The sequence below is a fragment of the Serratia sp. (in: enterobacteria) genome (assembly GCF_052400455.1).
Taxonomy (GTDB): Bacteria; Pseudomonadota; Gammaproteobacteria; order Enterobacterales; family Enterobacteriaceae; genus Serratia; species Serratia ureilytica.
Genome location: NZ_CP185812.1, coordinates 4,127,447 through 4,141,764, shown reverse-complemented (window position 1 = coordinate 4,141,764; position 14,318 = coordinate 4,127,447). Strand labels below are relative to the sequence as shown.

Below are 14,318 nucleotides of genomic sequence, written 5' to 3'. Positions count from 1 at the left end.
TGGCAGTTGAGCTGCGGTTTTGATTAATGAGGGGGCCTCAAGGGAGGCGCTGAAGGGGGGATTAATCCCTGTACACTGTTCGCGTTTGGCAAATCCGTTATACTCCGCGCTGGATGCAGGAACCTATCCATAGCCAGGGGAAACCCTGAGTGTCCATTGTGGTGATGTAAAAGGAAAATGACAGCCACATTTTTCCGATCAAAGTAATAGAGGTTGTATGTCTAATCGTAAACATCTGACGCCTTCTGAAGTGGAGAGACTGCTTGAGGTCACGCTGCATGGAAAGAATCCAGAACGCGATTATTGTCTGATTTATATGTGTTTTATCCATGGTTGCCGCGCCAGCGAAATTGGGGGATGGCGTTTGTCGGACATCGATCTGGAAGGCGGCAACATTTATGTTCATCGTTTGAAGAATGGTTTTTCCACGGTGCATCCGCTTTATCTGCGAGAAAGGCAATGTTTGCGGCGTTGGCTGGATAAACGCCGGCAACACCGCTGGGCCGATCAGGAATGGTTATTTCTTTCCAATCGGGGCGGGCGTTTGTCGCGCCAACGTATTTACGGCCTGCTTCGTCATTACAGTAAGGTGGCGAAACTGGAGATTAACGCCCATCCGCATATGCTGCGGCATGGTTGCGGATTTGCGTTGGCGGACCGAGGTATCGATACCCGATTAATTCAGGATTACCTCGGGCACCGAAATATTCAGAATACAGTGATTTATACCGCCAGCAATGCACAGCGCTTTAAAGAAATTTGGTAAGCGCGATTTAATAGAGTAACGGCAAGGAGTCACTTTGAACTAAACTGAAACATACTGTAAGGACGCGTAAAAACAATGTCAATATTCCTACGCTCACTTTGCCTGATAAAGGAAAGTTTTATTTAAAAACATAGCGTTGTGTTCATGTTTCATTTCTTCCGCACTCCAGCCATCTAAGCAAAATCCTAATCAAAGAAAATTCAGTTTAAATCAATCGGCCAATCCCTTGGTTTTTTGGTCTGATTTGATGTTATTTTGTTTTCTATTTGGCTTTAAATTCTGTCTTTTGTTTGTTTTTTGGTTTTAAAAACCAAAGGAGTCACTTTAGTTCAAAATGAATCGTTTGGGTGAATAAGCCTTAGGCCATCAATAAGTTTGGTCAAGGGTATTTGCTCTTCGTGGAACTAAATAAAAGGGAATGACATTAAGGATATGTCGGAAATAAAACCATGCATATTTTGCATAATTTTAAGGAAAGTAGGATGAAAAAAAATCTGCTGGCTGTAGCTGTTTTGACCGCGTCTGCATTTACCACCTCTGTATTTGCTGCTGACGGCGCGCTGAATATCACTGGCACCATTACCGATCAGTCTTGCACCGTCGATCCGGATTCCCAGAACAAGCAGGTTGCTCTGGGCAAAATCGCTAAAGATGCGTTTCCTAACGCTGGCGCCACCGCTGGCGCCAAAGCGTTCAACCTGATCCTGAAAAACTGCCCGGACACCGTGACTGGCGCTACCGTTCGCTTTGATGGCACTCAAGTGCAGGGTCAGTCCGGGCTGCTGAAACTGACCGGCGCCGGCACCCCTGGGGTGGCAGGCGGCATTGGCGTACAGCTGCTGGACGACGGCAGCAACGTACTCAATATCGGCAACGATTCCCGCGTATATGCGCTGGCAGAGAACAAAGACAACGTTCTGGGCTTCGTGGCGCGCTACTTCGCTTACGACACCGTCTCTGTCGGTAGTGCGAACGCCACCGCCAACTTCACTATTGTCTATCAGTAAATTCACGCCGTTATGTCGGCGTGAGCGTTAGAAAAATGGGCCAGAGGCTGCGTCTCTGGCTCTTTATTCATCGGGGAAGGTAACAAAATGAAAGCGGGATATTTTGCGCTGACGGCAGCGTTATTGATGGCGCTTTGGGCTCCGGCTCAGGCCGGCGTGATCGTGGGCGGGACTCGGCTGATATACGACGGGGGTAAAAAAGAGTCCGCTCTGAATATCAATAATCCGGATGCGGTGCCTTATTTGATCCAATCCTGGGTCGATGCTCAAGAAGGTGAAAGCGCTAAAGCGCCTTTCATCATCACGCCTCCGTTGTTTCGCTTGGATGGTGGCCAAAATAACCTGCTGCGCGTAGTGCGTGCGGGCGGCAATTTGCCGACGGACAGAGAATCGCTGTATTGGCTGAATGTGAAGTCTATTCCTTCGGTAGAAAAGAAAGAAAACACGCTGCAAATTGCGATCAAGACCCGCATCAAGCTGATTTATCGTCCCCAGGGGCTGGCCGGCAATCCGGAAGAAGCGGCCGGCAAAGTGACGTGGCGGCGCAGCGGCGATCGGCTGCAGGTGACCAACCCTTCACCCTATTACCTCACCTTTTTTAATTTGAAGCTGAACGGCAGTGCCATTACCGGCAACACCATGGTTGCGCCGCAAGCTACCGCCAGTTTTCCGTTACCGACGGCGCAGGGTGGGGGAGGCAGCCTGAGCTGGCAAATCATCAACGACTATGGCGGAACCGGCCAGACCTTTACCGGCACGTTATAGCCGGGCCGCGATGCGTGTTTTTTGGCCCCGGAGTAACGCTGGGGCCGGCGTTCGGCCTACCTGAATTTTAGGCGGCTGAGCCAATCGGGACAGGGAGTTAAAAGGATGAATAACCCGAATTGCATTGGTTTACCAGGGACACGATCGATTTTGGCCGGTTTGATGTCTTGCCAGGTGGCGCTGCTTTATCCAATCGGTGCGGCGCATGCGCGCGATTACTTCAACCCGGCGCTGCTGGAGATTGACAACCCGGCGCTGCGCGGCGCCGATCTCTCCGTATTTGAGGAAAACAACAGCCAGGCGCCCGGCACTTATCGGGTCGATCTTTACCTTAACGGCGAACAGGTTGACAGTCTAGACGTCGAGTTCCGGCTGATGCCGACGGCTGGCGGAAAGCAAGCGCTGCAGCCTTGTTTCAGCGCGGAAAAATTGGCCGAATTGGGGGTGAGAGTCTCCATGTTCCCGGCGATTGCGGCGGAGGAGCGCTGTGTCAATCTGGCGCAGGCCATTCCTCAGGCTTCGGCGGTGTTCCTGTTTAATCAGCTGAGATTGAATCTGAGCATTCCGCAAGCGGCATTGAACTTAAATGCGCGCGATTATGTTTCTCCGGATAAATGGGACTCCGGCATACCGGCGCTGTTGGTCAATTACAACTTCAGCGGCGCCAATAGCCAAACACGCGACAGCGAACGGCAGAACAACAATAACTATTACCTCAATCTGCGCTCGGGCATTAACTGGGGCGCCTGGCGTTTGCGTAACTATTCCATCTGGAATCACTACACCGGCGGCGCTTCATCCTGGCGTTCAATCAATACCTATCTGCAGCGCGATATTGTTGCGTTGCAAAGCCGCCTGACTCTGGGCGACAGCACAACGTCCAGCGAGGTGTTCGACAGCGTACAGTTCCGCGGCGGGCAATTGGCTTCTGAAGATGACATTCTGCCGGACAGCATGAAGGGCTACTCGCCGGTGGTGCGCGGGATTGCGCGCACTAACGCGCAAATCGTGATCCGGCAAAACGGCTACGTGATATATCAAAGTTATGTGCCGCCGGGTGCGTTTGAAATTACCGATCTGTACCCCACGGGCGGCAGCGGCGATCTGAACGTCAGCGTGCGTGAGGCTGACGGGCAGGAGCAACATTTCGTGGTGCCTTACGCCGTGGTGCCGGTGCTTCAGCGCGAAGGGCGTTTCAAATACAGCCTGACCAGCGGGAAATACCGTTCATACAGCGGCGGCGTTGATGAACGTCCGTTCAGCCAGGCCACCGGCATCTACGGTTTGCCGTGGGGGGCCACGTTGTACGGCGGCGTGCAAGCCGCCAGTAAGTACCAGTCTCTGGCGCTGGGGTGGGGGCAGAACATGGGGGCGCTGGGGGCGCTGTCCGCTGATGTCACTCAGGCATGGACCAAGCAGGAAACTCGGCCGAAAGAGCAAGGGCAATCATGGCGCCTGCGTTACGGCAAAAACTTCATTGAAACCGGCACTAACTTCAGCTTGGCCAGCTACCGCTATTCCACGCGCGGTTTTTATAACCTGCAAGAGGCGCTGGAGAGCTACGGCGGCAACAGCGCGATCTATAACGATCACAAAAAGAGCCGCGCCGAGCTGACGATGAGCCAGAGCCTGTGGGATCTGGGGGGAACGCTGTCGCTCAGCCTGTTTAACGAAGACTACTGGAATGACAATCGTCGTTCGCAGTCGGTCAGCCTCAGCTACAACAACAGTTGGGAAGCTGTCAGTTACGGACTGAATTACACCTTCAGCCAAAACGGGTATGACAACAACGGCAACCGCAGCAATATTCGCGACCATATCGTGGCCTTCAACGTCAGCGTGCCGCTCAGCAAATGGCTGCCAGGCAGCTACGCCACCTACAACATGAACGCCAGCCGCAACGGTGCCACCAGCAACAACCTTGGGTTGAGCGGCACCGCTTTGCCGGGCAACAACCTGAACTACAGCATCAGCCAGGGCTACACCGGCAGGGGCGTGGGGGCGAACGACAATATTCAGGCGGACTACAAAGGCGCCCTCGCCGAGTGGAACCTGGGATATGGCTACGATCGCCATCGCCAACAGGTGAACTACGGCGTGCAGGGCGGTGTTCTGGTGCATCAAAACGGCGTCACGCTGTCGCAGCCGCTGGGCGATACGGTGGCATTAGTGCAGGCACCCGGCGCTTCAGGGGTGGATGTTTTGAACCAGACCGGGGTCAGCACCGACTGGCGCGGCTATGCGGTTGTGCCTTACCTGACGCCTTATCGGCGCAATACCGTCGGCCTGGACGGCGAGTCTTTCGCCGAGGATGTCGACATGACCTTGAGCAGCCAAACTGTGATCCCAACCCGTGGCGCCGTGGTGCGTGCCAGCTTCAATCCGGATGTTGGTGCCCGCGTGTTGCTGACATTACTGACGCGCAGTGGCAATCCGGTGCCGTTCGGCGCCACCGTCAGCAATCTCAATAGCCCCTCTGATAATGCCGGCATTGTCGGCGACGGCGGGCAGGTTTATTTGGCCGGCATGGCGGAGAGTGGCCGGCTGCAGGTTAAGTGGGGCAATGACGCGGCTCAGCAGTGTCAGGCTAACTATCAATTGGCTAATCAGCCAGAGAGCGGCGGAATACGTCTCGTTAACGGACAGTGTTTATAAGGTGCAGACAATGGCGACAGGAATATCGATTCAACGCAGGGCGATCGCCGGTGGGCTGCTGGCGTGCGCAATACTGGCTGTACAGCAGGCGCAGGCGGCGCCAGGGCAGTGTACGCCGATATCAGGAACGCACGGCTTTTCATTTGCCTTTTCCCCAAGCTTAAGCGACCCATCGCAAAACGTGACGGGGCGGATTATCAAGAACGCGGATAAGAACGCATGGAACTTGCCCGGTTCGTATTATGTGAAATGCGAATGTACCGCTCGCACGGCTTCTTACATCACCGCCAAAATGCTGTTGACCAACCCGGTATTTCAGGAGGGCGGATTGACGTATTACGCGTTGAACGAATATCTGGGCGTCGCCAGCGAGGTCTTCGTGGCGGGGCAGCGCAATGAATACCTTGCGGCACCCTTTACCAATGAAACTAACCGTAAGACCAGCATGGATGGCGATGATGAATCCTGCGCCCGTTCGCCCTACAACAGCGGCGCGCGTGGGCGCATTCACCTGTATTTCCGTCGGCCCTTCGTTGGCGTGACGGCGATCCCGAATACCCGACTGGTGGAAACGTATGTATCGGTAGTGAGTGGCGTGAAAAGCGATACGCCGGTTTCTACCATCTCTATGAGCGGTACCGTGACGGTGCCGCAGAGTTGCGAGATCAGTCCCCAGACGGTGGTGGTCGACTTTGGCGATATCGTCAGCACCCATTTCCAAACGAAAGGCGCGATGCCACCTCGCTTCACACCGGCAGAGAGAACGCTGACGCTGTCTTGTCGCAATATTTCCGAGGGCGTCAAAGTCAGCCTGTCATTTCGCGGCGAGGCCGACGGCAACATGCCGGAGGCGCTGAAGACCAGCAACCGCGACATCGGCGTGATGATTAAGGATATGCAGGGCAATGTGATTCGGCCGCAGAGCGGGCGCTTGCCCATCGATGACTTCAACTATCCCGACCAAAGCGGCAGTTCGCGGATCAGCGTATATCCGATCAATACCACCGGGCAAGCCCCTTCAGTGGGGCAGTTCAATGCCACGGCAACCATTCAGGCCGAAATCCAATAAACGGATATTTCAACGGCAGTGGGCTGACGGGCCCCTGCGTTTAACGACAAGGAGCAGATTATGGTGAAAATGTGTAATCGTTTTGGCTGCAACCTGGCGCTGACCGGCGCGTTGCTTTTGACCGTATCGGCGGCGCACGCGGTATCGAAAATAGTGATTAGCGGCAACATTAAAGCCGCCCCCTGCGAAATCGACGGTGCGAACGGCACTGTGTCCGTCAATTTGGGAGACGATATTTCCGCTGCTACCCTGGCGACGTCCGGGGCTTTCAGCCCCTGGATAGAGTTTCCTCTGACGTTAAAAAACTGCCCAAGCACCACCACCTCTGTTGTCGCGACCTTCAGCGGGACGCCCGCCGAGGAAAGCGCCAGCTTGTACAAGAGCAACGGCGGCTCTCGTCGGGTGCAAATTGAGTTGCAGAATAGCCAGGGGGCCAACCTGGGCAATGGCAAGAGCATGACGCAACTGGTGGATCGCGCGACGAATAATGCCAGATTCGATTTGCGTGCGCGCGCATACAGCACCCATGGCGGATCGACGCCAGGTTCAATAGACGGCGCTCTGCAGGTCACTTTTGTCTATCAGTAGGCAATGGGACAAAAGGGCCGGCGTGGGCGGAAGGTTAACGACAGAGTTAAGGTTATGATATGAAAATCAATTATCCCAATGGAATGGCCTTGGCGGCGGGCAATGAAGCGGCGAGTGCCGTGGCTATCATGGAACCCTGCGCCATGACGGCTCTGGGGATGAGAAACCGGTTGATTGAATCCTGCGGTCTCCAACCTGGCAACATTCGGCAGGTGGCGAATCTGGTGGAACTGAGAGCCTTATTGACTGAGCATCCGCATCGTTTATTGGTGATGGAGCTGTGTGGTCAATCAGAGTCGGTATTGGAGGGATTCAAGCTGATCGCTGAGGTGCGGGAAAATTCGCCGGACACCGCGATTGTCATTTGTACGGCATTGGATGAACCGAGGCTGTTGCGGCAGCTCATCGCTTCCGGCATTCGCGGCCTGATGCTGAAGCAGGAACCGGCTATTGCATTGACCCACTGTGTTCAGCAAGTCCTGACAGGCAGTTGCAGCTTCAGCCACCGGGTACGCCAACGTCAATTGCATGAGGCTGGCGCCGATAAACCGCTGACGGCGAAGGAACTGGATGTGTTGACCCAACTGTTTTCCGGTAAGAGCGTGACCAGCGTGGCGCTGACCATGTGCCGTGATATCCGCACCGTCAGCACCCATAAACGCAATGCGATGTTGAAGCTGGGGTTTCACAGCGATGGTGAACTGTATCTTCAGGGGAAATGGATGGCTGCGCAAGGTTCATCCTTGGTTCGCTAGGCAAGCGCACGAGGTCTCGTGGGCAAGCAAGCATAGGAGCAGATTATGCATTTATGGCGTCAGCAACCGCTGAACATAGCATTAATGGACAGATGTCCATTGACGCTGGAAGGGTTGGCCAGTTTTTTAAAAACGCTGCCAACCCAGATAAAAGTCGTCGTAAAGGAAACCAGCGTACGTGCGGTAGTGGATAGCGTGGTCTATCAGCAGGCTGACGTGCTGATTACCGAACTGGACGGTGAAGATGAGACGCCCGCTAAGGGCAGGGAAGCGTTGCTGGCCCTGTGCACGCAACTGCCCGAATTACGGGTGATTGCCTATACCCGTTGCCGTAATGCAGAAGAGTTAGGGCGATTGTTGCCTCAGCCCAATGTCAGCATCGTCGCCAGAGATGACGCTTTACCGCTGGTGGCGGAGTTTTTTAATCGGGTCTTGCTTGGGGAGCGAGTGTTGAGCCCACAGATAGGGACTTTTCTGGCACCCTCGGTTAGCGCAGATGAGGTGTTCACCCGAAAGCTGACTCGCTGCGAGACTGATGTGTTGGCCTTTTTGTTCAACGGCATGAGCCTGCGGCAAATTGCCGAATTGCAACGCCGCAGCATCAAGACGATCAGCGCGCATAAATGCAGCGCCATGCGCAAACTGCAGGTGAAGAATGACAGCGAACTATTTTCATTGCACGGCAATATTACGCGACAATTTGGCGGGAAGTGGTCAAAGGGGACTTAATCGTTAATGACAGGGTATAAGCAGGTAGCATAGGCGTTGAAAAAACAATCAAACAAGTGTTCCCCTGGGCGGGTGGATGAAAGCAGCTCGGCGTTGGAATAGTGCTGAATTAGACCGTTGTTGACGTGCCGGGCTGCATTTTTCCATCCGATATTTTTACCTTACTCGATGCGCATGTTAAAAGAAGATGAGCGCCTGCACCGTTATTTCCATCGTAAGATTAAATGCTGATCGTGCGGAATCGCTCTACATTGGTTGCGGTGTAGATCACCGTATTCTGGATATTTTTGTGCCCTAAATAATCCTGAATCAAGCGCGTATCGACCCCGTTATCTGCAAGCGCGTAACCGCAGGAGTGTCGCAGCATGTGAGGATGAACCTGAACGCTAATACCGGCCATTTCACCGTACATTCTCATTAGGCGATACAGTTGCTGACGTGAAATTTGCCCGCCGTGGCGCGACAGAAATAACCATGGGGAATTGGCGTCAGGATAGTTCGCCCGTTGGGCCAGCCAGTTTAACAGCGCCTGTCGTTCTCGCGGCTGAATGGGGTGCTGAACGGAAAAACCGTTCTTTAGCCGAGATATATGGATCCGATGGGAGGTAAGATCAATATCTTGCAGGCGTAATGATCGCAGTTCGCTCACCCGCAAGCCGTGAATGAAGCACATTAATAGTAAACAACGATCTCGAATGCTATTTTTACCCTCATGCACGGCGGCAATCAGTTGTTCAATTTCAATCTGGCTAAGGAATTTCCTTTTTTTCATTTTCCTTTCCTGCGTATCTGGTACTGGCGATTTCCATCATGAAGTTTTATTAAAGCATTGGAACATAATAGGCGGCAAAGAAAATAAATAATTTTATTTTCCAAAGCATGGGTTTATTTTATCTTTTTCTTTTTGTTATTTTTTTAGTGAATGTATTTTGATTTTATAGATCTATTTTCTTTAGCAGATTATTTAATTGGCGAATATTTAGCGCCCAGAGCGAACGATGCTGCGAATTGGCCGCCGGCAGGCGGCAACCGCGATAACGTCTCACCCCAACCGGTGCTTGATAAGCTGCGATGAGAATTCGTCTTGATCTCATTCTCACGCCGCTTACAATGCCTGCCAGATCGCGACTTCAGAGGTTTGTTCATGGAACTGTTACGGGTGGTTTATCGCCAGTATCGTTGGCCATTTCTGGCGGTTATGGCATTGACCATGGCCAGCGCCGGTTTAGGCATCGGTATCATTGCTTTTATCAATCAATATCTGATGGACGTCAGCGGCAACCCATTGGCCGTGTTGCCGATGTTTCTCGCCCTGCTGGCATTGTTGATAGCGGTCACGTTGGGTTCACAGCTGGCGCTGACCACATTGGGCCATTACTTCGTCTATCGGCTGCGTGGGCAACTGGTGAAGCGCATTCTGGATACCGAGATCGAGCGCCTCGAACAGTTAGGCAGCGCCTCATTGCTGGCCAGTCTGTCCAGTGACATCCGCAATATCACCATCGCCTTCGTGCGCTTGCCCGAATTGGTGCAAGGGGTGATTTTGACCCTGGGGGCAGCGGCCTATCTGGGGTGGTTATCGCCGAAAATGCTGGCGGTCACGGCGGTTTGGGTGGCGGTGACCGTGGTGGGTAGCGGCTGCCTGGTGTCACGGGTTTATCGCCATATGGCCAGTTTGCGCGAGTCAGAAGAGCGTCTCTATCATCGTTATGAATCGGTGATTGACGGCCGTAAGGAACTGACGTTGAACCGCAAACGGGCGCAGGCGTTATACGAGCAGGCCTATCAGCCCGACGCGCAAGCCTATCGCTACCATATCATTCGCGCCGATACCTTCCATTTGAGTGCGCTCAATTGGTCAAACATCATGATGTTAGGGGCGATCGGGCTGGTGTTCTTTATGGCCAACAGTTTGGGATGGGCGGACTCGACGGTGGCCGCGACCTACTCGCTGACGCTGCTGTTCTTGCGCACGCCCTTACTGCAGGCCGTGGGGGCGTTTCCGACGCTGGTCGGCGCCGAAGTGGCCTTCAACAAGCTGAAAGCGCTGCGTCTGGCCGAGTATCAGCCGGGGTTTCCAGCCGCCGTTGGCTGTTCCTGGCAGACGCTGGAGCTGCGCGATGTGGTTTTTCACTATGCAGATGCGGAACAACAGCCCGGTTTTACCGTCGGGCCGCTCAATCTGACGCTGCGGCGCGGTGAGCTGGTGTTTCTTATCGGCGGCAACGGCAGCGGCAAGTCAACGCTGGCGATGCTGTTGACCGGATTGTATCGGCCGGTAAGCGGGCACATCGTTCTGGATGGCGTCGCACAGACCGCGGCGGATATGCCGGACTATCGCCGGCTGTTTTCAGCGATTTTCACCGATTTTCATCAGTTCGATCGTTTACAAGGACCGGAAGGCGGCGAACCTGATGCGGCGCTGGTCGCGCATTGGCTTGAACGGTTGAATATGAAAAGCAAATTGCAGTTCGACGGCGCCAGAGTGACCAACCCGCAACTGTCGCAGGGGCAGCGCAAACGTCTGGCCCTGTTGCTGGCGGTGGCGGAACAACGCGATATTTTGCTGTTGGATGAATGGGCCGCTGATCAGGATCCGCAGTTCCGGCGCATTTTCTATCGCGAACTGTTGCCGGCGCTGCGTGCGTTAGGCAAAACGGTGTTCGCCATCAGCCATGACGATCACTATTTCGAACACGCCGATCGGTTGCTGGAGATGCGCTCAGGCCATTTACGCGAGTTGACCGGCAGCGAGCGTGAACACGCCAGCCGGGATTCCGTCAGCAGGATCGGTTAACTTACGCCGGCCCGTGCCAGACCAAAACGGGCCGGCGCTTCTCCCGCGCATTATTTCAGTGCGTCGCTTCATTTTCTCTCCCTCCTCCAATGCTGTCTGCTGCCGATTTGGCTTACGACCAGTCAAATAATTGATGTTTGAATTATTTACTGGTGGTTTAATTTTGACCTTTAAAGGTGTGGCACACTGCGCATTCGTTCGCCTATCAAAACACGTTCTCGCCTGCCGATAACAGTGATATCCACGGTGCCGTTCTGGCTGATTCGGCAATGCAGACCTATGGGTAGCAGCATTTTTTTAAATTTCCATAGGAAAAAACGACTTTATTGATCGTTAAAATAGATCAATAATTTTATTTTGAGTGGTTTAATCTATTGGTTAGGGGCGCTGTGGTGAGCAAGGATGGATCAAATATCAAACGTAAAGCATGGCTATGCGTGTTTATCGTTAGTGGGCTGTTCTGGCTGCTAACCGCTGCCGTGATTTACTGGTTACTGAGTTAGCAGGTTAAGCAGGAAGACGATTCGTGAACAAGAAGCAGGCTAAAAACCGTGAGGGCGCTCAGCGTCGCGCGCAGTCAAAAATTCCGCCTTCATGGGTGCTGAGCGATGAGCAGCGCGCCTTTATTGAAGATTTATGGCAGGATACCGCCCCCGAAGCGGCGCGGCCCATCGCTCAGCGACGTTAGCCGATCACGCGGCTGCGGCCGGCCAGCGCGCCGAACAGCATTTGCAAGACGGTCAGGCATAGCAGAGCGATCAACGGCCAGCGCCAGCCTTCCGTCAGATCGTGCAACAGGCCGAATAAGGTGGGCCCCAGCGCGGCCAACAGATAACCGACGGATTGCGCCATGCCCGACAGCAGCGTCGCCTGATGATGATGCTGACTGCGCAATCCAAAGAACGACAGTGCCAGCACCAGCGAACTCCCCGCTCCCAACCCGGCAAACGTCAGCCATACCAGTGAACTGGCGGGTTGCACCAATAATCCACCGACGCCGATAAAGATCAGCAGAGAACTGCCCAGCGCTATCGCCCGTTGATCGCGCGCCCGCGGCAAAATCACCACCATGACAAAGTTGGCGACGATCGCCACCACCTGATAAACGAACAGCTCGAAGCCCGCCTGCTGGGCTGAGGCGCCGTGGCTGACGGCAAAGGCGCTGAACCAGCCGATAATGGTGTAGAAGGCGATCGATTGCAGCCCCATGAACATCGCCACTTGCCAGCCCAGCGCGCTGCCCCAGGGAGAGCGATAGCGTTGCGGCTCTGCCGATTGTGGCTCTTTGGCTGCGGGTATGGCTGTGCGCCGCAGCTGCGGCAACCAGATCAACAGCGCCAACAGCGCAGGTAATCCCCAGCACAGCAAGGAGAAGCGCCAGCCGAGATCGGTCAGGGAAGCCAGCGGCACCGCCAGACCGGAGGCGATGGCGGCGACCAGTGACATCACCGCTGCATAGGCCGCTATCATCGCGGCGGCGCGATGAGGAAAATCTCTTTTCACCAGCGTTGGCAGCACCACATTGGCGAAGGCGATGGCGGCGCCGATCAGAACGCTTCCCAGCCACAGCATGGCGTCTTGCGGCAGGGAACGCAGCGCGATGCCGCAAACCAGCAGTGCGAGGGCGAAGCCCAGGGTGCGTTCGATTCCGAAGCGTTTCGCCAGCGCCGGGGTGAGTGGCGAGAGGACGGCGAACAGGATCAGCGGCAGCGAGTTGATCAGGCCGGCGGCGGTGGCGGACAACGCCAGCTGTTGCTGAATCTGTTCCAGCAGCGGGCCGACGCTGGTGAGGGCGGCGCGCAGGTTAGCCGCGATCAGCATGATGCCAACGATCAGCAGAGCAGGGCGATGCAAACGGCGACGCGGGGTCGCGATGGATGATGAAGATGAAGCGGGTTGCGGCATGAGTTCCTCGCACCAGGGCATGCAGACAATCAGCGCTGCATGGCGTGATGCGTTGATTGACGTTAACGCTTACGTACCGACAAGGGGCCGATATCTGATCGCAAGTGTAGGGAAGATGGCTCGTGCTGACAAGGGGATGGCCCGGCGAGATGGAGAGGGCTGGCCCCCACCGGCCGCGGGATAATTACCATTATGTGATCCTGGTCACTTAGCGAACTAAAAGTCATGGCGCAGAACGGGGTCTGCAGCGCTTTCACTTCTGCCGCCGTCGGTGCGGCTGCTCTCCGGCGCTCATGCTCGTCATGGCATTTCATTTTTCTCCCATTCCATTTTTTGGCTTTTCGATTCGTTTCGATTCGAAAGGTTTTTTGGCGGTTTTTTTGCTAAAACGGGGCTGTAAGCCCGATCACAATTTCATTGCTTTCGCTTTGCTGTAATGCCAGCGCAGTAGAGCGAAAGCCATCTTCTCCCCGGCGATACCGGAAACCTGAGGACCGCAGCTCATGCCAGTGAATACCGCAAAGCGACGTGAACACATCATCGATCTGTTATGCGAGCACGGCAGCGTGCGTGTGGAACAGCTCAGCAAACAGTTTGCAGTATCCACGGTGACGATCCGCAACGATCTGCGCTTTCTGGAACGAAAAGGGTGTGCGCTGCGCGCTTACGGCGGCGCAATGCTCAATCAGCAATTCGCTTTCGATCGGCCGCTGCGGGACAAAGGGCGGTTGAATCGCGATGTCAAAACGCTGATCGCCAACGCGGCGGCCGGCTATGTGCGCGACGGCGAGGCGCTGATCCTCGATTCCGGTTCAACCACTGCGCAGATTGTGCCGTTCCTGAAGGGGCGGCGCGATCTGGTGGTGATGACCAATGCGCTGAACATTGCCTATGAGCTTTCGGGAAACGACGGGGTGGAAGTCATGGTGCTGGGGGGCAGCGTGCGCCGCAACTCTTACTCGCTCTACGGTCCGGCTGCCGAGCAGCAATTGCGTCAGTACCGCTTCGACAAGCTGTTTTTGGGCGTCGACGGGTTCGATCTGAGCGCCGGCATCACCACGCCTCACCCCGGTGAAGCGCACCTCAATCGCGTGATGTGCGAGGTGGCGCGCGAGATTATCGCGGTGGCGGATGCCAGCAAATTCGGTCGCAAGAGCTTTTGCATGATTCGCGAAGCCGGACAAATCCATCGGCTGATCACTGACAGCCGTCTTCCGGACGATTACGAGCGGGCGTTAACCGAGCTGGGCGTGGAGGTCATCATCGCCGATCGGTAGCACGG

At 54.9% G+C, this 14,318-nt stretch carries 14 protein-coding genes; 12 read left to right on the top strand and 2 right to left on the bottom strand.

From position 1 onward, the window contains the following. Nucleotides 1-217: 217 nt before the first annotated feature. The 8 genes from ACORQT_RS20020 to ACORQT_RS19985 all read left to right on the top strand — a co-directional run bounded on the left by ACORQT_RS20020 (nt 218) and on the right by ACORQT_RS19985 (nt 8,334). Nucleotides 218-766: a tyrosine-type DNA invertase gene (locus tag ACORQT_RS20020; protein WP_033644811.1), complete on the top strand. Its 549-nt coding sequence runs from the start codon at nt 218-220 to the stop codon at nt 764-766. Between the two features lie 482 nt (nt 767-1,248). After that, the gene (locus ACORQT_RS20015) at nt 1,249-1,773 is read left to right on the top strand and encodes a fimbrial protein (RefSeq protein ID WP_042785288.1); all 525 of its coding nucleotides are present in this window, start codon (nt 1,249-1,251) and stop codon (nt 1,771-1,773) included. Between the two features lie 87 nt (nt 1,774-1,860). Further along, the gene (locus ACORQT_RS20010; RefSeq protein WP_164057109.1) at nt 1,861-2,538 is read left to right on the top strand and encodes a fimbrial biogenesis chaperone; all 678 of its coding nucleotides are present in this window, start codon (nt 1,861-1,863) and stop codon (nt 2,536-2,538) included. A gap of 105 nt (nt 2,539-2,643) precedes the next feature. Continuing rightward, nucleotides 2,644-5,193: a fimbria/pilus outer membrane usher protein gene (locus tag ACORQT_RS20005; protein ID WP_444859272.1), complete on the top strand. Its 2,550-nt coding sequence runs from the start codon at nt 2,644-2,646 to the stop codon at nt 5,191-5,193. A gap of 10 nt (nt 5,194-5,203) precedes the next feature. Next, nucleotides 5,204-6,262 (top strand): fimbrial protein, encoded by a 1,059-nt coding sequence (locus ACORQT_RS20000; protein WP_182073783.1) that lies wholly within the window; start codon nt 5,204-5,206, stop codon nt 6,260-6,262. Between the two features lie 60 nt (nt 6,263-6,322). Continuing rightward, nucleotides 6,323-6,850 carry a fimbrial protein gene (locus ACORQT_RS19995; RefSeq protein WP_089192206.1) on the top strand — a complete coding sequence of 176 codons (528 nt, stop codon included), beginning with the start codon at nt 6,323-6,325 and terminating at the stop codon, nt 6,848-6,850. Nucleotides 6,851-6,909: 59 nt separating this feature from the next. Next, entirely contained in the window at nt 6,910-7,605 is a 696-nt protein-coding gene (locus tag ACORQT_RS19990; protein WP_047026621.1) for a response regulator transcription factor, read from the top strand. A gap of 45 nt (nt 7,606-7,650) precedes the next feature. Next, nucleotides 7,651-8,334 (top strand): response regulator transcription factor, encoded by a 684-nt coding sequence (locus ACORQT_RS19985; protein WP_042785286.1) that lies wholly within the window; start codon nt 7,651-7,653, stop codon nt 8,332-8,334. 220 nt (nt 8,335-8,554) lie between these two features. Here the strand turns inward: ACORQT_RS19985 and ACORQT_RS19980 are convergent, their stop codons facing one another. Continuing rightward, nucleotides 8,555-9,106, bottom strand: coding sequence for a tyrosine-type DNA invertase (locus ACORQT_RS19980; protein ID WP_033644817.1), 552 nt, complete (start codon nt 9,104-9,106; stop codon nt 8,555-8,557). Between the two features lie 372 nt (nt 9,107-9,478). On the opposite strand from ACORQT_RS19980, the gene ACORQT_RS19975 reads away from it, so the two are divergent. The 3 genes from ACORQT_RS19975 (at nt 9,479) to ACORQT_RS19965 (ending at nt 11,819) form a co-directional block, all read left to right on the top strand. Continuing rightward, entirely contained in the window at nt 9,479-11,131 is a 1,653-nt protein-coding gene (locus ACORQT_RS19975; RefSeq protein ID WP_164057846.1) for a multidrug ABC transporter permease/ATP-binding protein, read from the top strand. Between the two features lie 389 nt (nt 11,132-11,520). Beyond that, the gene (locus ACORQT_RS19970; protein WP_071883595.1) at nt 11,521-11,634 is read left to right on the top strand and encodes a YmiA family putative membrane protein; all 114 of its coding nucleotides are present in this window, start codon (nt 11,521-11,523) and stop codon (nt 11,632-11,634) included. A 23-nt stretch (nt 11,635-11,657) separates the two neighbouring features. Then, on the top strand, nt 11,658-11,819 hold the full coding sequence (locus tag ACORQT_RS19965) for a hypothetical protein (RefSeq protein ID WP_182265325.1): 162 nt from the start codon (nt 11,658-11,660) through the stop codon (nt 11,817-11,819). On the opposite strand, the gene ACORQT_RS19960 is transcribed toward ACORQT_RS19965, so the two are convergent. Next, on the bottom strand, nt 11,816-13,036 hold the full coding sequence (locus ACORQT_RS19960; protein ID WP_164057847.1) for a CynX/NimT family MFS transporter: 1,221 nt from the start codon (nt 13,034-13,036) through the stop codon (nt 11,816-11,818). The two genes, ACORQT_RS19965 and ACORQT_RS19960, sit on opposite strands and share 4 nt — an antisense overlap. A 503-nt stretch (nt 13,037-13,539) precedes the next feature. On the opposite strand from ACORQT_RS19960, the gene agaR reads away from it, so the two are divergent. Further along, a complete protein-coding gene (agaR, locus tag ACORQT_RS19955) occupies nt 13,540-14,313 on the top strand; it encodes a transcriptional repressor AgaR (RefSeq protein ID WP_033644822.1) in 774 nt (257 codons plus the stop codon). The last annotated feature ends 5 nt before the right edge of the window (nt 14,314-14,318 follow it).